Source organism: Bartonella sp. MM73XJBT (assembly GCF_028618465.1).
Lineage (GTDB): Bacteria > Pseudomonadota > Alphaproteobacteria > Rhizobiales > Rhizobiaceae > Bartonella.
The window spans coordinates 28,692-48,865 of the sequence record NZ_JAQISY010000006.1; the positions used below are offsets into that span (position 1 = coordinate 28,692).

Here is a 20,174-nt window from a genome sequence, read left to right on the forward strand (position 1 = left end):
TAATGGTTATATTATAAGTTAAGACAACAGGAATACTCTGTACTATTTCTTTACTTAATGCAAGGGGTATAAATTCAGACAACAGCATTATAACTCTGTAAGCTCATAAAAGAATTCTTACATTGTTATATTTCTCAGACTTTAATCAAAAATAAAATATTCTTTTATCTTAACAGAAATAATTCAGTATCTCTACAGACATATTTATAAAAAACAATCTATATAAAATGTAAAAGTGAGCAACAGATTATGACATCATACTGAATTTTTAAGAATATTTCTGGTGATGATTTAACAGTAATGTGTGAATATATGCTTTTGCATTTTTTATGGCTTGAATCATAGATTCATTTAATGCTAATTGCGCTGTAATAGCACTTGAAAGGATACAACCTGTTCCACGCATTGTGACTGTTAGGCGCGGAGTAGAAATATTGATGATTGCATTTTTATCAATGAAGCTATCCGTTGCAAGGGGACCATCTGCATGTCCACCTTTTATCAAAAGAGAGTGTGGTCCAAACAACAGAATTTTTTTCGCTTGTTGTATTGCTTGCTTATTATGAGATGCCAATGGGCTTTGGCTGAGAAGAGAAAGTTCTTCTCTATTGGGTGTTAAAAGATCAACGTGAGGGAGAAGTCTATTGATCATAACGTCTATAATTTTTTCTGTTGTTAATTGTCCCCCTGATGAGGCAACAAGTACAGGATCAAAAATAACTGGAATATGGGGATAGTCTTCGAGCACATTACAGATTGCTACTATAATTGCTTTTGTACCTGTCATGCCGATTTTTATTGCACTGATTGGATAGGCTTCTAGAGCACTGCGCATTTGTGCGGCAACGAGTTTTTCACTCATTGGAACAATTTCAGCAACGTGATTATCATCTTGGACGTTAACACAGGTAATGGCTAAATTGGCTTTTACTTGAAAATGTGCTGCTGTTTCTATATCACGGACAATACCGGCCCCTCCCGTTGGATCGGTGCCTGCCACAATAAGAATAGAAGGCTTTAACGCCATGCTTGTGTCACCTTTATCCATTGCTTTACACGCTGTTCAGGTTTTTTATGGAGGATAATATCGGTGACAACAGCAGCACTATTGGCCCCTGCTTTCAAAACACCAACAGCACGTTCTGGTGTTAAACCACCAATGCCCACTAAAGGTAAGGTACCAATCCGTTGTTTCCATTGTTTGATTTTTTCTAGCCCTTGAGGATTCCATTTCATTTCTTTTAAGATTGTTGGATAAATAGGACCAAGAGCGATATAATCAGGATGAACAGAAAGTGCGATGTTCAATTCTCGGTTATCATGGGTACTAAGACCAAACTTTATACCATTTTTACGAATTGCGGTAAGGTCAGCATTGCTTAAGTCTTCTTGCCCAAGATGAATAAAATGGCATTTTTCATCAATAGCTATTGTCCAATAATCATTAATAATGAGTTGTGCTCCCCATTTATCGCATATGTTTTTTGCACGCCTAATATGTTGAGTGATTGTTTCAAGATTTTCATTTTTCATACGCAACTGTACGAGTTTTATGCCAAGAGGAACCAAACGTTCGACCCAATCCGCACTGTCAACAATGAGATAAAATGGATCCAGTTTCATGAAAAGACAGCTTTTCCAATAACGGGTGTTGAAGGAACTGCGACATTGCGTGCTTCGAGAAGTCCGGCTTTATATCCCATACGTCCTGCCTGAACCGCTTTAGAAAATGCTTCAGCCATTAAGACAGGATCACCTGCTTTAGCAACCGCGGTGTTAAGAAGCACTGCATCATACCCAAGTTCCATAGCAACAGTAGCATGTGATGGGCGCCCAATGCCGGCATCAATAACAAGTGTAACATCAGGAAGGTAGGCACGAATAGAACATAGTCCATCAGTATTGTGAGGACCTTTGGCAGATCCAATAGGAGCACACCAAGGCATAATAACTTGGCATCCAACGTCGAGAAGTTTTTCAGCAACAATGAGATCATCGGTTGTATAGGCAAAAATTTTGAAACCTTCACTGTTTAAAATTTGCGCTGCTTCGATGAGGGAAAAGACATTTGGCTGTAGGGTATCGGGATTGCCGATAATTTCCAGTTTAATCCAAGAGGTTTTAAAGAGATCTCGTGCAAGTTTTGCCGTTGTAACAGCTTCTTTAACAGTGTAACAACCAGCAGTATTAGGAAGCACCGTTATATCCAGTTCTGTCAGAAATTGCCAAAATTGTCCCCCTTGTTTTCCACCGGCTGTTTCTCGGCGCAATGAAACTGTTACAATTTCTGTACCCGATTTACAAATAGCATCACGAAGGATTGCGGGTGAGGGATATTGTGCTGTACCTAACATAAGACGAGAAGAGAATTTACGTCCATAAAGATTCAGCATCATTTTAGCCTCCTTGCATTGGGCTTAAAATTTCAATTTTATCACCTTCATGCAAGATAAATTTGCTTCGCTTACTTACAGGAACAACTTCTGCATTAACAGCGGTAGCGAGCCAATTTCCCTTATAACCCAATTCTTCAAGTAAAAGATTGAGAGTGATAACTTCTGTTTGAATTGTTTCACCATTGACAAATATTTGCATGTTTTATTCCAATGTCAATTTCACCGTGCGTTTTGCCATTTCTGGAGACAAAAGAAAACCATGTCTATAAAATCCATTAATAAAAATACGATTACCATGTTTGCATACTGAAGGGAAGTTATCAGGATAACATGGTCGTACGCCAACACCAGTTTCAAGAATTTCAGCTTCAGCAAAAGCAGGATGCAAGGTATAAGCTGCATTGAGTAATTCCATCATTGATCTTACCGAAATGGCACCATCAAAGTCACTTTCAATCATAGTTGCACCAATCATAAAAATGTTTTCTTGCCGTGGGACAATGTAGAGAGGAAACCGTGGATGAAGGAGACGAATTGGACGAGAAATTTTAATATCTCTGCTACGTATGAGAAGCATTTCACCACGTACGCCGCGTAACTTTTTGTCTTTTCCTAAACGTGCTATTCCAGTTGCATCAATGATAAGATCAAAATCTGTTTCAGATATTTCCACATCAACAAAACATGTTCCATTTTTTATAAGATCTTCTTTTAAAGTGATAAGTGCTTTACGAGGATCAAGATGTGCTTCATTTTCATAAAAAAGTGCGTTATTAAAACGTTCTGCAAGATCTGGTTCAAGATGTGCTATTTCTTCACCATTTAGAATTTTATGGCTATGTGTACGCGCTGAAAATCGTTCAAGTTCTCCCTTATCTCGTGCTGGTGCAACCACTAAAGTACCCTTTTGTATAACAAGATGAGGAAGTATTTTATGCCACCATTCTATAGCTTGTATGCCGATGTCTTCGACAATTTGTGCAGCGTTTTCTCTTTCACAGTAAGGCGCTAGCATTCCTCCGGCATACCAACTGGCAGTCCCTATAGGAGAATGAGGGGGGGCTGAGACAGTAACAGAAAAACCCCTTTGTTGTAACATACAGGCAGCTGTTAACCCTCCTACACCTGCACCTTTGATAAGAATATTTTTCAACTGTTTACTCTCTTTTTTTGAAGAGGCGCGACTTCCATATAAAGGTCACCATTCTTTTGATATTTCTCTGCCATAGCAATCATACCTTCATCTTTTGTTTTTCTCACGACTGTATCACGAATATCATGGGAAATACGCATAGAACAGAACTTTGGTCCACACATGGAACAAAAATGTACCAATTTATGAGCTTCTTTAGGCATGGTTTCATCATGAAAGGTACAGGCTGTATCTGGATCAAGAGAAAGGTTAAATTGATCATGCCATCTAAAATCAAATCTTGCACGTGAAAGAGCATTATCGCGCAATTGTGCTCTAGGTAATCCTTTGGCAAGATCTGCGGCATGGGCAGCAATTTTATAAGTGATCACGCCAGTTTTAACATCATTTTTATCGGGGAGTCCTAGGTGTTCTTTAGGTGTTACATAACAGAGCATAGCTGTTCCAAACCATCCGATCATAGCTGCTCCAATTGCTGATGTAATATGGTCATAACCAGGAGCAATATCAGTGGTAAGTGGGCCTAAAGTATAAAAAGGTGCTTCATGACAGAGTTCTAATTGTTGCTCCATATTTTCTTTGATTTTATGCATGGGAACATGTCCAGGTCCTTCAATCATAACCTGTACGTCTTTTTCCCAAGCAATTTTTGTCAATTCTCCCAAAGTCTCCAGTTCAGCAAATTGAGCTTCATCATTGGCATCGGCAATGGAACCAGGGCGCAATCCATCTCCTAAGGAAAGAGAGATATCATAGGTGCGTGCAATATCACAAATCTCATCAAAATGTTCATAGAGAAAACTTTCTTTATGATGATGGAGACACCATTTTGCCATAATAGAACCACCTCGTGAAACAATACCTGTTACGCGGTCAATGGTGAGAGGAATAAATGCTAATCTTAAGCCCGCATGAATAGTAAAATAATCAACACCCTGTTCTGCTTGCTCGATAAGGGTATCACGAAAAATATCCCATGTTAAATGTTCAGCAATACCTTGTACTTTTTCGAGTGCTTGATAAAGAGGAACTGTCCCAATTGGAACAGGTGAATTTCTAATAATCCACTCACGAATATTGTGAATATTTCGCCCTGTTGAGAGATCCATTACTGTATCAGCTCCCCAACGAGTGGCCCAAACCATTTTATCAACTTCTTCTGCCATAGAGGATGTCACGGCTGAATTACCAATATTGGCATTAATTTTAACACGAAAATTACGTCCAATAATCATTGGTTCGCACTCTGGATGATTAATGTTTTTAGGAATAATAGCACGCCCATGGGCAATTTCATTGCGAATAAATTCGGCAGTATAAAATTGGGGTATTGATCCATTAAATTTTTCATTTGAGAGCATGTTTTTCTGATCTTTTATTATGCTTCCTTCATTTTCTCGTATAGTGACATATTCCATTTCTTCGGTAATAATACCAGCACGTGCATATGCCATTTGTGTAATTGCTTTGCCATTTTGGGCTCGCAAGATAGGACGCTTTTGTTCAAAGCTTGGTGTGGAAGGCGTATCATAGGTTAATCCGTTATCTTCAGGTTTGATGGATCGTGCAGGATAAGATTCAGTATCAGCGCGTTTAGCAAGCCAAGGTGAGCCAATTGCGGGCAAGCCTTTTGTAATATCAATGATCATATTTTGATCGGTGTAGGGGCCGGAAGTATCGTAGATGTTTAAAGGTTCTTCACCGCTGTCATTGGTCAGGGAAATCTGTCGTAATGGAACACGCACATCAGGAAAAAGAGGGCTTTGTTGATACACTTTACGTGAAGCTGGAAAGGGGCTGCAATTAATTGATGGAATCTTTTTCTGCATAATTTTTTTCCTTATAGACACAAAGTTCAAAAAAAGTTGCAGTATTAAGGGTGATATATGCAAATTATTAGCACGCACATTTGAACAAAGGAGAGATATAATACTGCTTTTATATCGAGATGCTGCAAATAAAAATGAAGAAACTTGATTGAAGAAATTGATTACAATTATAACATTTGCGTTCCCCCCATTTAAAGAATTTTTATTCGCAAGGATATGGTTGGCTTAATTGTTTGTGTTGTCAATCGTAAAGATATGTTTTTAACGATTTTTCTATATTTGTTAGAAATGAAAGCAGCTACTATGAAGTAGAAAAAACAATATTAAAGGCTTGTATAAACAAAAATTCAATTCAAGAATTTATTGTAAAATAATAAATGCTTTATTATTAGTAATTCTAGAAAAATTATTTTTTCTTATTAATATTTATGAATAATTACCAAGACAGTAGAGCTTATTTTTAAATTAGTATTATTTTTATAAAAATATATAATACTATTTTATTATTATTTATGATTATTAATAAAAATTTTATTAATAACTATATTTTTTAGTTTTATTGTTTATATCAATATAAAGTACATTTTTCTTATATACACTATATGAGACGTTTTAATATAAAAACACAATATATAGATTTTGTGTTGACAATTAATAACTACATTTTTTTGAAATATTCTTATAAAGCATAAAATTGTTAATTGAATTCTCAAAGTGATGTATTATCTTTCAAATCATGATCATAATACTGTCAGTTCATTGATGGAAGGTATGTTTCTATATTGGTTTCTTAAAATATGATTAGTTATTAAAACAGTTTGGTGAAATATTTCTATAAGGAGGGAGAATGCTTACAATTGTAAGGTTCTGTCCAGATGGATTTATTGCTCTTGCAAAAAAAAACTATATATAATAGAATAATACAAATAGGTAATCGTACTAAGTATGGGGAGCGAGTAGGTGGTTACAGCGGGGTGTTTTCAAAAGTCAGTGATGCGCGTTTTACAAAGGGGTGAGGCGCAGATTTGGCGCTTTCCAATTTATGTAAAGAAATTTATCCTTCAGGTTTGATGAAGATATTTGATACATCATGAGTATATTGAATATATATTTTTCCAAGTTAAGTTGAAATATGGAGAATTTACAATATTGAATGCCATATACATCTATGATGTGCTAGACTATGAACAGGAGGCGCTCAAAAGAGTGCTGATATTTATTTCACAAACATTTTTAGGAACAAACTTAATGGAACAAAGTGTTTAAAAGAGGTATTTGCATGTCAATACAAAATGATGAGGCATGCAAAGAGTCCAAAGCAGAATTTTAAGTTTTCTTGATATAGATAACAATACAGTTGCGATGAGAATGAAGAAAAACAAACTTTGAAAGTTTTACAACTACAGATAAAAAACAGAGGTTGTTTATTCAAAGCATAGCGAGGAAACATAACGAGAGATAGTATAAAATATTTTTTTATGAAAAAACATAAAGCTACTAAAAACAATAAAAATTGAATGTATTTTCAAATACGTCAGTATTTTATATAAATTTAACAAACCATGACATTTTAAAGATGATCGTATGAAATCCACAATAAGGGATTTTGTGAACAATATTTACACATTTTACAAACACGCAAGACTGACAAATGAAGCTGTATAACCACAGTGCAACAACAGTGGTGATGCCTAAGATGTCATCACGTTGCAAGTGAATGTATTGGTGTTAGTGTTATAAAAAACTGTGGTGGATTTGATTTATTGAATTGGAGGGCAGAAAGACAAATAAATGAATAAACACGGATAGAGCAGCAATATGTGATGTATCAACGAATGGTAACAGGAGAGCTGCATTCTGATGCAAAAGACGAGAAAGGTTATTAAAATAATGGGGGGATATAATGTCTAATATTTATGATTGGTCGCTAAAGGCTGATGAAAATGCGCATTCAGATAGCATTATTAATTGGGCGGAAGGTCAACCACCTAGTTCTGTCAATGATAGTGCACGGGCGATGATGCAGCGTATACGTGAATATCTTGCGGATAATGGTGGCTCTATTGATTCAAATTTTATGATTAATGCAGAAGACAAAACAACATTAATCACGTTAAAGACAGTTTCACCTATAGAGAAATACAAGAATGATATCATCATACGTTTTAAAGCCCGTGGTGTAAACATTGGCATGACGAAAATAATCGTTAATAATATAGGAGAAAAGCACATCTATAAAGCTAGCGATACAGGTATTATACCATTAGAAGGTGGAGAACTACAAACAAATGGTATTTATGAAATGGTATATAATGGCAACATTTCAATAAAAGATCATGATGGCTGGTATCTCCTAAACCCTACACCTCTTCCGCCACCAAAGGTAGAAACTTTTCCCTCAGGATTTATTGCGACATTTGCTATGCAAGAGGTATCAAAGGGTTGGCTTTTATGCGATGGTGCAACATATGAGCGTAAAGATTATCCGCAATTGTTTAAGGCAATAGGCGATAAATGGGGAAAAGACAGCAATACAACCTTTAAAGTTCCAGACTTTAGAGGGTTGTTTTTACGTGGTTTTGATGATGGTCGTGGTCTAGATACAAATCGACAGTTTGCAGATGAGCAACAAGATAGCATAAAATCACATACGCATATTTGCACCATTGAGGAAGCAGGTGGGCATACGCATAACTTTCAATATAATGGAGTTGGATGGAGTGCCAATGACATTGGTAGAAGGAATCCCTTTTATCACTATGAAGTCATGACAGGCAGGACGCAGTCGGCTGGTGCGCACACCCATAAGATAACCATTTCTTCGACAGGTGAAACAGAAACGCGACCTGTTAATGCAACAGTTGTTTATGCTATAAAATCATGAGGTTTTTGGATAATTAATAAACTATCCGCTATTGATGATAGCAAATGATGCGGAGCAAATCGGCGTCATTTGCTATGCAAGCCATAAATGATTCATATGTCATTCATTGAAATATTTGAGAATGCTAAAAACGATATTTAACGATTTTTAGGTTGGTCATTTTAGAGGTTACGTGGTGAGATGTGGAACCTATTACAAGAAAAAACACTTAAAATTACATTTTTTTGTTAATACGAGCGTACGAAAAAGTTTATAAAAGCCCTTCGAATTTATGGCAAAGGGAATGATCCGTATAAAAGCGCATTTTTCATTATGGTATTTTCATAAACTAAAACATTATTACCAATTTAGCTATTATTATAATAACTTTAGTTATTATTTTTCTTGACCAACCCACTACGATTATCTCTATTTACATATCAGAAATAGCCTCAGTAGTGTATCATTTGATAAAGCACGTAACTAGCAAATACAATTGTTTTATTTGTTAATACAAATTGCTTTTATAAAAAGATACAGATTTGAATGAAATATTTTAGAAAGAAGAGCTCTCTGCGTTCAAGAATTTAATTAGCAATATGTTTTATTTTAAAATTCAAGATTCAGATCATGATAAAGGAATATTATCAGATGATAAAGATGCGTTAATGATGTGAGATTCCATATACTTATTCTTACCATGACAGAGATATCATTATAAAGGATAGCATTACCATATATGAGCTTGATTAATTTATCCGCACACCATCATAAGTTTGTGCAGCGTTTTCAGTTAAGTTTTTAATTTTTATATTGTCAAATATATGGAGTTTTTTCAAATGCGCAGTTCATCATGAATCGGCAATTATTCTTATGTGATAGATTATTTTCTTTTTTCAATTTCCAGATGCGTCTTATTTTACATTAAGACGGTTCATAAGAGGGTAATATTAAGTACTTTCTCAAAAGTTTTTTACGCACACATTCTTTTCTTGTATGATGTGTGAAGTGGTGTCTTTTAATTATGAACAAGGATAAAAACAAAGAAACATGCTGATATTTGATGCTCTCATTCAATACAAAAAGCAATCATTTTATAAATCAAAGTATTAATGAAAAGTAGTTGCTAATTTAAAACAAAATGACTTCTTAACGTATCTGTATATTTCAACTTGTCATATTGTCATATGGCTTAATTTTTTAATTAAAAAAATTGAACATTTTGTCATAGGCAGGATGCAGTTTGAGGGAGTATGAATGGTACATCTGCTTTAGGTAATTCAGAAACATTTAAAGCACAGTGATAAACCTCACGGAGGTTTTGTGTTGTCAAAACAGTAGAGACACTTCCCTCGCAATGAATTTCTCCTTGCTTTAGCAATATCATTTTATCTGCATAATGTGCGGCAAGATTGAGATCGTGGAGAACAGCAAGAACGCCACCACCACAACGGGAAAAATTCTTGGCAATATCCATAACGACAATTTGATGTTGAATATCGAGGCTTGCAATAGGTTCATCTAAGATCATCCAACGAGGAATTCCACGATAAACCGGTTCCCATATTTGGCAAAGGACACGAGCCAATTGCACTCTAGCCTGTTCTCCTCCCGATAGTTGGTGATAATATCGGGTGCTATAGTCAGCAAGACCAACACGGTCTAAAGCTTTTTGGGTAAGATTTTGCAATTCAACTTTGGAAATAGTACATTGGTTTACAGAGAGACCAAGCGCAACCACTTCATGGACTAAGAATGGAAAGGCAAGCACTGTTGATTGTGGTAACACGGCACGCATCTTTGCCATTTCAGACGTTTTTGTTTGGCTAACATCATGACCATTTAAAGTCATTTTTCCACTGTAGGGAATCTCTCCACTCAATGCTTTAATGAAAGTACTTTTGCCAGAGCCATTGGGACCGATAATAACAGTGAGAGCACCATTTTTTGCTTGAAAATTGATGTGGTTGAGTATTTGTTTTTTTCCGCGTTGAACGCAAATATGTGTTGCTTCAATCATGAAAAATTTGCTCCTCGTTTGCGTATAAGGATCCACAAGAAGAAAGGAGCGCCAACAAGTGCTGTAACGATTCCAATTGGCAATTCTGCTGGAGCAACAATTAAACGCGCAAAGGTATCAGCAAAAATAAGCAATGCTGCTCCCAAAAGAGCAGAGCAGGGGATGAGGTAGCGGTGATCTGGACCAATAAGTTGACGTAAAATATGTGGAACAACAATACCAATAAAACCAATACCACCACTGACAGCAACAGCGCTACCACACATGAGAGCAACAAGGAAAATGGCAATGTTTTTAACGCGCTGGATATGGAAACCAATATGACCAGCAACGGCTTCTCCAAGTGCAAGAGCATTAAGTGCGCGTGATAAAAGGGGAGAAAAAAGCAGACCAACACAGATAAAAGGGAGAATAAGCCAAACTTTTAGCCATGTTGCACCCGCAAGAGAACCAAGATTCCAAAAAGTAATATCACGTAATTGTTGGTCATTTGCGATAAAGAGCAATGTTCCAACAACAGCACTGCTTAAAGCACCAAGAGCGATACCGGCAAGAAGCATGGTCGCAATAGAAGTACAACTGTGATGTGTTGCTATTGTATAAAGAACAATTGTTGAGAGAAGCCCGCCACAAAAGGCACCTATGATAACTTTATAAGGCTCTAAAAAAGATGCTAATGAAACTGGGAAGGCGATACCGATAACAATTGCCAAAACAGCACCAAGACCAGCACCTGCTGATACACCTATAATTCCAGGATCTGCGAGAGGGTTGCGGAAAAGTCCCTGCATGAGAACACCAGAAACAGCTAGAGATGCTCCAATCAATAACCCTAAGATAACACGGGGAAGCCTAATATCAACAAATATGAGATAATCACGCGTTTTACTACTTACTGAAAAATCTTGTGTAAGCATAATATGAAAGAAATCAAAGAGAGAAACCTTTGAAGCACCATTCAAAAGTCCACCCAAAATACTTAAGAGAAGGAATATAATGAGACCTAGTAAGACAATCGTTTTCAAATTTGTACAGTTGATTTTTTTACTCTGTTTTGTCTCAGGTGCATACATTATGGATATATCATCTAACATTTCTATCAGCTCTTACCATTTTGTTTTGCACCATAAAATATATTAATAAGTTCTCTTGATGCATCTGCAGTACGCGGACCAAATCCTAAAAGATACATAACATCCATCTGTGCGATGGCATGATTTTTCGCAGCAGTCGTTGCTTGAACTGCTGGTATAGCTAAAATCTTTTCAATGTTAGTGGATTTTCCACCATGCTTTACAAGTAAGATAACATCAGGGTTTGCTTTCAATAACGCTTCACTATTGAGCAGTTTGTATCCTTTATAATCGGAGATGGCATTGATACCACCTGAAAGCTTTATCATACCATCGGCTGCTGTATCTGTTCCAGATGCCATAACGCGGTCATTTTGTACAGATAGAACAAAAAGGACACGCTTTGGTTTTGTTACTTTTGCTAAAAGTGCATCATTATCTACAAAATCACGGCTTATTTTTTCAATTAATGCAGCTGCTTGTCCTTCACGATGAATGGCTTTTCCAACGATGCGAATCTTTTCTATAACACTTTCACGAGAGTAGTTTTCTGGTACAATCACTATAGGGATAGAAGTTTTTTTAAGAATATCAATTGTTGAAGCAGGACCACTTCCTTCAATGAGCAATATGCCTTCTGGAGCAAGCGAGAGAACCCCTTCAGGTGATAAGGCACGCATATATCCAAGGACAGGAAGTTTGAGTGCTTCTTGCGGATAAACGCTTGTACTATCACGAGCTACAAGTTGATTTTGAGCTCCTAACGCGTAAACGATTTCTGTAAGAGAACCACCGATAGAAACGATTTTTGCATTTTCAGAAAAGTGTGTTGTAGGCTCAGCGATTACTGTTTGAGAAAAAACAAAAAAAGAAAGCAGTATCAAAATACTGAAGAAGCTCCGTAAGAAAAGTATAGCCATCTTTGATTTTACCTTCCTACGCGATTATTGCTTCTTGACATGAGGGCAAACTATTCAATAATGAGCGCCAATCCTCACGTTCTTTCTGTCCCTCCTTGCGCATACCAAAGAATTGAACAATCATTTCACCATTTTTATCGAAAACTTCAAGTGAACTGACAGAACCATCACTGGTAGGTTTGCGAACACACCATACGTTTTCAATACCGGAAACAAGTAAATGCAGGTCAAATTTATGATCGAGAATATTAAGCCACGGTCCCACCTGCTTAATGTTTTTCACTTGCCCAGTGAAAATCTGAATACATCCCCTGTTACCAACAAAGCACATAATAGGTATTTCCTGCTCTGCAACTTTTTCGAGCATCATCTCAACAGCTTCCACCTTTAATTCATAAGCAAACTCACGACCTGCATATTTTACAGCATCATGTCGATTAATTTTAAACTCAGAAATAATCTTATGAAGTTGGTGCACATCGGTCATATTCCTCCAACGATCTTGGAACTTCTCAACATCCAACTCTGTTGTGTTATATTGGATTGGAGTAGAAGCAGGAAGGACATCAAGAACAGATGATTGGTCCTCATGAAGCAACTGTTCAATAAGTCTACCCCATTCTTCCATATTCGTTGTGTCTTTAGCATAGAGTTTTAAAATAGCGACACCATATTGATCAAAAAATTGCAAACTCTTTGTAGGTTTTCCAAGAACAATCACTTCATACTCGAAACCGAATTTCCATTGTTTTGAAAAAATACGCAAATCGATTTCACCAAGTGTGATAGGGACGTGTTCATGTTGAACAACTTTTTCAAAACATCCTGTAATTTCGTGAACAGCATGTTCATTACGTGTCAAAGCCATAATCGTTCCAAGCTGAGGAGCGTTTTCTAAGAAAGTTGCAACATCAGCTTTGAGTCTTTTTGCTTTTCCAATTGTACAATAAGCAGCAACAAGTTCTGCTTCAGATATGCCAATAGAAACCGCAAAATCGCGGTTTCGCATTTCTTTTTTTTCTTCACGCAAACGAATAATCATTTCAGCTGTATATGACATAGACTTTCCTTAATATTACTTGTACAGAGTTAACTTTTTAAATTTCACAATTCTAAGGCAATGGATTGCCCCATTCTCAACGAATGTTTCACTCCATTGCAAATAAGCCCTTATTATCAACAGCAGAACAACCCCAAATTAATAAACCGAGAGGAGTGAAAGCGCTCCTTCCAAGTCTTTGTAATTTAAAGAACAATGAGAATAGAAACACAATAATTCATCCCTTTACTGATACAATTTCCCATTGATCTCATGGTCAACAGAAGCGACTAAAACTTTTGCATAAACGACACTTTAAAATTACGACCAGGCTGGCTATAATAGTCTTTTGGTGTCGAACTATCACCCGAGGGAAGATCTGATATATTCCAATATTTTTTATTGAAAAGATTATAAACACCCGCTCTTATAATTGGCCCCTTTTCACCAAAAGGTTTCCACCAACTTGATACATCAACAACTTCATAGCCAGGAACTTTCTGATAGTCAGATTTTCCAGAAACTTTGTCACGCTTGGCTACTACAGTAAGTACAGCATCCGTTCCCCAAGTTTCTTGCCCATATCCTAAATTGATAACCGCTTTCAAAGGCGAAATTGAGTTAAGGTACTCATTTTTATCAAGATCTTTTCCTTGCGAATAAGAAAGAGAGAAGTTGCTATGGAAACCACTATAAAGAGCCAAATGTACCTTTGCTTCAGCACCCAAAATACGTACACGTGAACGATTCATATAATGTCGACGTGCAAACATAAATTCTTCTGATGGACCTATATCGATAGCATCTATAAAGTCCTTATATTGATTAACAAAAGCACTGAGTGAACCACCAAAATTCGCATCTCCATACCGTAGTCCGACATCATATCCATTGCTTGTTTCCGCTTTAAGATCAGGATTTCCTTTTACATAATAAGCAGAAGGTTTGATATAAGAGACGTAAAGTTCTGAAACACGTGGCGCACGGAAAGCTTGTGCCCATTGAGCATACAATGTTACTTGATTACGAACGTCCCATTCTATGCGTAACTTAGGAGAAAAATGTGCCCCATTTCTTTCAGGAGGAAAAGGATCTGAAATGAGAGCTTTCTCATAAGAAGAAGTTTTTTGAGGGATATACTTATACCAATCGTAACGAACTCCAGGTGTTACACGGAAATGATTATCTGCAAAACCAATTTCATTTTCAAAAGCTAAACCAAAATTATAGCTATGCGTATCTGGTGAATCTGATCGGTTAGCAGGAACAAAGAGACATCCGCGTTCATTTTCTTTCAAATGACAATTATCTTTGCCTAGCAAATAATGATGCCACTTTGATGACAAAGCATTTGTGGCAAGCTTTAATGTGTGGCTTACAGTACCAATATTCACTTGTTTGTGGGCATCAACATTTAAACCATAATTAGTATTATTGACAAGATTATCCCTTAAATAGTCTCCTTTTGGAGCTCTAACACGAACGCCAGTTGTAATATCATTATTTGATTGTTTTAGCCAATAAAGTTTCCCATGAAATGCATCAAAAAACGTATCCCCATTGCCATTGTAATTATAAGACAAAGAAAGACGTTCACGATGTTTATTGTCTTGTTCATAAGCAGAACCTGGAACATACCTTTTGCCTATATTTAATAAATGGGTGTTTCTATTATAATGAAAGCGTTCGGCTGTAAAACCAAGTCTATGATTGTCATTAAAGTATTGATGAACTTTAAAAAGGAAATTATTTTGGTCAAAATCAGTGGGATTTTTACGTGTGCGCTCATCATATCCCCCGACGGTCCCCATATTTTTGCGTTCATGACCTTTTGTATAAGAACCTTGGAAAAGCAAAAATGTTTGATAATTACGTACAGCAAAAGCTTGATTCACACGCCAACTATTATTAACAGAATCATAACCGCCCTTTATAAGACTACCCCAACTCTTTTCTCCAGTAATGAGATCTTCAGGATTAAGAGTACGCAAAGCAACGACCCCTCCCAGAGCACCAGATCCATAAAGACTAGAATCTGATCCTTGAATAATATCAAATGCGGAAAGGGCACTAAAATCAAACGTTGTATTTCCACTACTTCCACGATTTTTACGCAATATATCATCAAGCCATGGAACAACAATACCATCCATTGTGGTAAGCACACGCTGTGCATCTAAACCACGAAGCACAAAACTATTCTTATCTGTATTGTAAGTGATAGACGGATCAAGACGACTAATATCATGAACATCACTTATTTGTTTTCCATTAATATCCTTAGCGGTGTTACGACTGGTCAGAATACTTACTGAATCCGAAGAGTCTTTTTTCCCTTTAATAACAATTGGTTTAAGCTCAATCAGATCATTTTTATTACTGTTTTGTGCAAAAACAAATGAAGGGATACAGACCGACAATGCACTTAAAATTATGCAGCTCTTATGGATATTTTTTCGTCTTATTCGCATAACACATCATAACCTTTTCTTAAAACGACCCCTCTCTGGTTTGAAACTTCACATACAAAAACGCTTGACTTACCGATAACAAATTAGCCTGTCAAGCAAGAGTGATTTGACTTCAGCACAAAACCACGGTGAAACCATATTAAACATGACAAAATCAGTCAAGAAAAAAAAGTTGCAATTTCAAAAGAGCCTGTTTTAATGAAGGTAATACCGATATTAAGTTTAAACTATCAGCGGAAGAAACAATGATTTTTACAAATACAAGGCGGTTATTAACTCTTTGGATTGGTGGGTTTATTTGCGCCTTTTCTTTGCATATGGCATTGGGAGCACAGTTTTACTTTTGCGATACTGGTGTGGGGAAGGGTATGCTCTCACTCCCGATTATGCTGACGTTTGTTCAAGAGCCTCTTTATTCCGATATTGAAACGGATTCGCTAGATATTGATAAAGATCTAGCGAATGTTAGCACAGAGCCAGAAGAGTTGTCGTCTGATTTGTCAGAGCAGGAGTCAGAAATATTACAGGAGTCAGAAACATTAGAAGAAGTAGATGAGGTTCGACCGGAAGAGCTTCAGCATACTCTAGAAAAGGATGATTTTACGGTTCTCAAATCTTTGGAGGAGCCTTTACCTCAAAAAGGTGAGCATAAAGCGCGTGATAAAAAAGCAATACCACAAAAGGCGGTGGTAAAACAGCCCGCTGTGAAGGCTATCCGCGCGTCTATCGCTGCTCAGGGCGGTGATACAACAGCGCGTGCAGATGCATTGTTAAGAGAGTGGTTGACAAAGGTACAGGCACAATTAGAAAAGCAAAAAAGTTACGTTGTAGGACAGCGTATCAGTCGTACAAAAGGGACAGTGACATTAGAATTTAGAGTGCATGAACAGGGAAGTGTTTTTTCGAGTCGTGTTGTCGCTTCTGCAGGTGATCCAGAACTTGATCGATTAGCGATGAAAGCACTTCAGCGTGTAGGCTCTTTTCCTCCTCCCCCTCCATCAAAAGTGAACAAAATTATAAGAGTGTCATTGATATTTAACTGATTTTCAAAGAACGCGGGTTAATTCTCTTCATACCTTATGTTATAATTGCTACAATATTGTAACATATATGATGAAAAACGAGAGTAAGCATTTTGGGGGCAAATTGGAGTTATTTCATTTCATCGGCCGGAAAGAAGATAGGCCTTTATGTCTGTTTTTCCCGTCAGCCTGGCTTTGTAAACCCCATAATTTTCCATGACACGCATGACGTAATTACGTGTTTCTGTATAGGGAATGCGTTCAATCCAGTCGATAACTTTATCAAGGGATTGCCTCCGAGGATCACCATAACGTTTTATCCATTCATCAACACGACGGGAGCCTGCATTATAACCGATAAGAGTGAGTATATAGGAGCCATTAAAACGTTCCAATTGTTCATTGAGAAAATAGCCCCCTAATATAGCGTTATAACTGGCATCACTGCTCAATTTTTTGGGTGACCATATAATTGAATACTTCTTTGCAAGTGTTTTTGCTGTGGTCGGCAGCAATTGAAGTATACCTTGTGCGCCTGCTTTTGATATGGCAGTTGGATTAAATTCACTTTCTTGACGTGCAATGGCATAAACAAGCGCTTGTTCTGCACCAGAAACCTTAGCAGAGGTTGGTATAGCACCTATAGGATGGGAAAGTGCACCAACATTTTTCCCTTGATAAACAGCCGTTTTCCCGATTTTGAGGCTGGTATAATAGTCACCATTTTTTTCAGCCATCACAGCCAGAAGAGCTAACTCTCCAGGACTTTCTATTTTTTTACCAAGTTCTCTATAAAAGAATTTAGCTAAATGAGCATAGCCTGCTTCTTCAAGACGTTGAATTGCTTTAATAGCTTCTCGTGCACTAAAACGTTGTCGTTCAGTAGCTGTTGGCTTGGGAAAAGAAATGTCAAGCTTTTTTTGATTAAGCCATGAGGCTGCTAATTGACCATAATAAGTTGCCCCAAAATGTGCAGCACGATGAAAATAACTCTGGGCATTTTTATGTTCACCTAGGGTTTCTGCTGCTCGTCCCATCCAATAGTAGCCACGGGATACTGAAAGAGGTGCAGAAGATAATTGAGGAATACGTGAAAAATGGTGCATTGCCAATTTAGGATTGTGAAGAAACCTTAGTGCATACCACCCTGCATGAAATTCAGCATCCACTGTCAATAAAGATGTCATACCATGATGCATAGTAACGAGTTGATAAGCGATTTGAGGTTTGTTTAAATCAAGCATTTCTCGAGAAAGGGCGCGTTGCTCTTTCCATAATGCTTGAGAGTTCATCAGGTTTAATGCATTCTTTGATATTCTCATCATAAGTGTTGCAGCTATATCATATTGTCCAGTTCGTCTAAGATGGCGAATTTGAGCAAATTGTAAAAGAGGGTCTTTTTGCCATGCTCTCTCCACAGCGCGTAATTTTTGCGTGGCTTTAGGATCATTTTTTTCAACGGCTACAAAAGCATTAAAAAGAGATTGAGCACGAGCTAATTTTGCAACACGCTCTGCTGAATCAAAGCGATGAGCATAAAGCATAAATTGCATACGTTTTAAATGATCGATAGGTTTTAGCACAACACTGGCATTTTTAAGAATCAGCTCTTCTTCTTTTGCATTGAGTTTTGTGTTATGCCACCATGGGGCAATAATTTGTCGCGCACGAGTGCTTTGTCCAGTTGCAATAAGCGCTTTAGAAAACCGAGCCATGCCTTGTGCTGTTAAGGGGGGATGATGAGCAAATTTTTGAAGGATGGCGTGGGTGAAATTATTTTCATTAATAAAAGCACGTTCAGCATTACGTTGCATAATATCTATACTAGGCCACCCTTTTAGCTCTTTTATTGCATTGAATATTTCAGAGCTTGGTATATTGGCTTGACCTGATATAGCGATCGCCCATGTCAAAATATGACGATCAAGGCTATTCTTTACCAGTGAATTACGCAGATTTATGGTTTTTGCAATATTATTGTTTAAAAGTGCATCTAAACCAGCTTTAAGTTGTTGAAGATTAGAATTATTATTAGGTGCAGGAAAATTATGGGGTGCCGTGTGTAATTGTCTAAGAGGTTTTGCATTTTCTTTTTTGGAAACAAAGGGGGTGGGGCGCCCCAAAGGGATTGGTACTTTTCTATGCAAAAGGGGTGTTTGTGCCCATACACTTGAAAATGAAACGGTGGTTGCCAGTATAAGTACAGTAAAGGTCTGTAAAAAAAAGAGGGCAAAAAGGGTACGCATAAAGAAAAAACCTTGAAACCTTGTTTTTGAGAAACGCTCAAGATTTTTAGAAGAGAAGCGTGAAAAACGAGTTAACATAGGCTGATCTTTTATAGAGGTATCAGAATTGAAGAAGATACATATTAAACCGAGTGAGCGCTATTGTGAAATTCATCTTGCTTCAATAACAGAGCCAGATTATGTTCTATCATGGGATAATTTAAAAAGGCTATTCAAAAAATAACAAGAGAACATTAGAGGGAGTTTATCATGCTCAAGGGAGCCGTAACTGCGCTTATCACACCGTTTGATGATAACGGCACTATTGATGAGAAAGCATTTTGCAATTTTGTTGAGTGGCAGATTGTACAAGGTATTAATGGTGTAAGTCCTGTTGGAACAACCGGTGAATCGCCGACTTTAAGTCATGAAGAACACAAAAGGGTTATAGAATTATGTGTTGAACAGGTTGCTAAGCGTGTTCCTGTTGTAGCAGGGGCAGGATCAAACAGTACCAGTGAAGCTGTAGAGCTTGCGCAACATGCTGAGAAAGCGGGTGCAGATGCTGTTTTGGTTGTCACTCCTTATTATAACCGGCCTAATCAGGTTGGTTTGTACACGCATTTTTCTTCCATTGCGAAGGCTATTTCTATACCTATTATAATTTATAATATTCCTGGTCGTTCTGTTATCGATATGAGCGTGGAAACGATGAGAGATCTGTGCCAAGATTTTAAAAATATCATTGGTGTCAAAGATGCGACGAGCAAAATTGAACGTGTGAGTGAACAACGAGAAAAATGTGGTAAAGACTTTATACAGCTTTCTGGTGATGATTGTACAGCATTAGGTTTTAATGCACATGGGGGGGTGGGGTGTATTTCGGTTTCTTCCAATGTTGCTCCAAAGCTGTGTGCAGAGCTTCATGCGGCTTGTTTGCGTGGTGATTATGAGACAGCACGCGAATTAAATGATCGGCTCATGCCTCTCAATCGTGCAGTATTTATTGAACCAAGTCCTGCCGGTATTAAATATGCTGCTGCAAAATTAGGGATTTGTGGTAGCATAGTTCGTTCACCGATTGTTCCACTTGCCGATACCACCAAGAAGATTATTGATGCAGCTTTACAACATGCAGGTTTGCTTAAAGAATAAAGTGTAGC

15 protein-coding genes are annotated in these 20,174 nt (G+C 37.3%); 3 read left to right on the top strand and 12 right to left on the bottom strand.

The annotated features are described in order from the left end of the window. Positions 1–268: 268 nt before the first annotated feature. Genes PVV69_RS03350 through thiC form a run of 6 tightly spaced genes read right to left on the bottom strand, consistent with a single transcriptional unit; the run spans position 269 to position 5,378 of the window. Positions 269–1,027, bottom strand: a complete 759-nt coding sequence (locus PVV69_RS03350) for a hydroxymethylpyrimidine/phosphomethylpyrimidine kinase (protein ID WP_273756441.1) — start codon at positions 1,025–1,027, stop codon at positions 269–271. Next, complete coding sequence (locus tag PVV69_RS03355) at positions 1,018–1,623, bottom strand: thiamine phosphate synthase (protein WP_273756442.1); 606 nt, start codon at positions 1,621–1,623, stop codon at positions 1,018–1,020. The genes PVV69_RS03350 and PVV69_RS03355 overlap by 10 nt, the downstream gene beginning before the upstream one ends. Next, positions 1,620–2,393: a thiazole synthase gene (locus PVV69_RS03360; protein ID WP_273756487.1), complete on the bottom strand. Its 774-nt coding sequence runs from the start codon at positions 2,391–2,393 to the stop codon at positions 1,620–1,622. Before PVV69_RS03360 ends, PVV69_RS03355 begins: the two co-directional genes overlap by 4 nt. Before the next feature lie 4 nt (positions 2,394–2,397). Then, the gene (gene thiS, locus PVV69_RS03365; protein WP_273756443.1) at positions 2,398–2,595 is read right to left on the bottom strand and encodes a sulfur carrier protein ThiS; all 198 of its coding nucleotides are present in this window, start codon (positions 2,593–2,595) and stop codon (positions 2,398–2,400) included. 3 nt (positions 2,596–2,598) lie between these two features. Continuing rightward, a complete protein-coding gene (locus PVV69_RS03370; protein WP_273756444.1) occupies positions 2,599–3,549 on the bottom strand; it encodes an FAD-dependent oxidoreductase in 951 nt (316 codons plus the stop codon). Further along, the gene (gene thiC, locus PVV69_RS03375) at positions 3,546–5,378 is read right to left on the bottom strand and encodes a phosphomethylpyrimidine synthase ThiC (RefSeq protein ID WP_273756445.1); all 1,833 of its coding nucleotides are present in this window, start codon (positions 5,376–5,378) and stop codon (positions 3,546–3,548) included. The genes PVV69_RS03370 and thiC overlap by 4 nt, the downstream gene beginning before the upstream one ends. Before the next feature lie 1,903 nt (positions 5,379–7,281). Here thiC and PVV69_RS03380 point away from each other — a divergent pair. After that, entirely contained in the window at positions 7,282–8,262 is a 981-nt protein-coding gene (locus PVV69_RS03380; RefSeq protein WP_273756446.1) for a phage tail protein, read from the top strand. A gap of 1,204 nt (positions 8,263–9,466) precedes the next feature. Here PVV69_RS03380 and PVV69_RS03385 read toward each other — a convergent pair. From PVV69_RS03385 to PVV69_RS03405, 5 genes are all read right to left on the bottom strand, one after another. Continuing rightward, entirely contained in the window at positions 9,467–10,261 is a 795-nt protein-coding gene (locus PVV69_RS03385; protein WP_273756447.1) for a heme ABC transporter ATP-binding protein, read from the bottom strand. Continuing rightward, the gene (locus PVV69_RS03390) at positions 10,258–11,355 is read right to left on the bottom strand and encodes an iron ABC transporter permease (protein WP_273756448.1); all 1,098 of its coding nucleotides are present in this window, start codon (positions 11,353–11,355) and stop codon (positions 10,258–10,260) included. Before PVV69_RS03390 ends, PVV69_RS03385 begins: the two co-directional genes overlap by 4 nt. A gap of 5 nt (positions 11,356–11,360) precedes the next feature. Beyond that, positions 11,361–12,254, bottom strand: coding sequence for a hemin ABC transporter substrate-binding protein (locus PVV69_RS03395; RefSeq protein WP_273756449.1), 894 nt, complete (start codon positions 12,252–12,254; stop codon positions 11,361–11,363). A 16-nt stretch (positions 12,255–12,270) separates the two neighbouring features. Next, the gene (locus tag PVV69_RS03400; protein WP_273756450.1) at positions 12,271–13,314 is read right to left on the bottom strand and encodes a hemin-degrading factor; all 1,044 of its coding nucleotides are present in this window, start codon (positions 13,312–13,314) and stop codon (positions 12,271–12,273) included. Between the two features lie 269 nt (positions 13,315–13,583). Further along, complete coding sequence (locus PVV69_RS03405) at positions 13,584–15,764, bottom strand: TonB-dependent hemoglobin/transferrin/lactoferrin family receptor (protein ID WP_273756451.1); 2,181 nt, start codon at positions 15,762–15,764, stop codon at positions 13,584–13,586. A 245-nt stretch (positions 15,765–16,009) separates the two neighbouring features. On the opposite strand from PVV69_RS03405, the gene PVV69_RS03410 reads away from it, so the two are divergent. Then, positions 16,010–16,807 carry an energy transducer TonB gene (locus PVV69_RS03410; protein ID WP_273756452.1) on the top strand — a complete coding sequence of 266 codons (798 nt, stop codon included), beginning with the start codon at positions 16,010–16,012 and terminating at the stop codon, positions 16,805–16,807. 119 nt (positions 16,808–16,926) lie between these two features. Here PVV69_RS03410 and PVV69_RS03415 read toward each other — a convergent pair whose 3' ends face one another. Further along, a complete protein-coding gene (locus PVV69_RS03415) occupies positions 16,927–19,032 on the bottom strand; it encodes a lytic transglycosylase domain-containing protein (protein ID WP_273756453.1) in 2,106 nt (701 codons plus the stop codon). A 249-nt stretch (positions 19,033–19,281) separates the two neighbouring features. Here PVV69_RS03415 and dapA point away from each other — a divergent pair, with 249 nt between their 5' ends. Beyond that, positions 19,282–20,166, top strand: a complete 885-nt coding sequence (gene dapA, locus PVV69_RS03420) for a 4-hydroxy-tetrahydrodipicolinate synthase (RefSeq protein ID WP_273756454.1) — start codon at positions 19,282–19,284, stop codon at positions 20,164–20,166. The last annotated feature ends 8 nt before the right edge of the window (positions 20,167–20,174 follow it).

Coding starts and splice junctions, on each gene's coding strand:
- PVV69_RS03350 (WP_273756441.1), bottom strand. CDS start 1,027: ATGGCGTTAAAGCCTTCTATTCTTATTGTGGCAGGCACCGATCCAACG.
- PVV69_RS03355 (WP_273756442.1), bottom strand. CDS start 1,623: ATGAAACTGGATCCATTTTATCTCATTGTTGACAGTGCGGATTGGGTC.
- PVV69_RS03360 (WP_273756487.1), bottom strand. CDS start 2,393: ATGCTGAATCTTTATGGACGTAAATTCTCTTCTCGTCTTATGTTAGGT.
- thiS (WP_273756443.1), bottom strand. CDS start 2,595: ATGCAAATATTTGTCAATGGTGAAACAATTCAAACAGAAGTTATCACT.
- thiC (WP_273756445.1), bottom strand. CDS start 5,378: ATGCAGAAAAAGATTCCATCAATTAATTGCAGCCCCTTTCCAGCTTCA.
- PVV69_RS03380 (WP_273756446.1), top strand. CDS start 7,282: ATGTCTAATATTTATGATTGGTCGCTAAAGGCTGATGAAAATGCGCAT.
- PVV69_RS03385 (WP_273756447.1), bottom strand. CDS start 10,261: ATGATTGAAGCAACACATATTTGCGTTCAACGCGGAAAAAAACAAATA.
- PVV69_RS03390 (WP_273756448.1), bottom strand. CDS start 11,355: ATGTTAGATGATATATCCATAATGTATGCACCTGAGACAAAACAGAGT.
- PVV69_RS03395 (WP_273756449.1), bottom strand. CDS start 12,254: ATGGCTATACTTTTCTTACGGAGCTTCTTCAGTATTTTGATACTGCTT.
- PVV69_RS03400 (WP_273756450.1), bottom strand. CDS start 13,314: ATGTCATATACAGCTGAAATGATTATTCGTTTGCGTGAAGAAAAAAAA.
- PVV69_RS03405 (WP_273756451.1), bottom strand. CDS start 15,764: ATGCGAATAAGACGAAAAAATATCCATAAGAGCTGCATAATTTTAAGT.
- PVV69_RS03410 (WP_273756452.1), top strand. CDS start 16,010: ATGATTTTTACAAATACAAGGCGGTTATTAACTCTTTGGATTGGTGGG.
- PVV69_RS03415 (WP_273756453.1), bottom strand. CDS start 19,032: ATGCGTACCCTTTTTGCCCTCTTTTTTTTACAGACCTTTACTGTACTT.
- dapA (WP_273756454.1), top strand. CDS start 19,282: ATGCTCAAGGGAGCCGTAACTGCGCTTATCACACCGTTTGATGATAAC.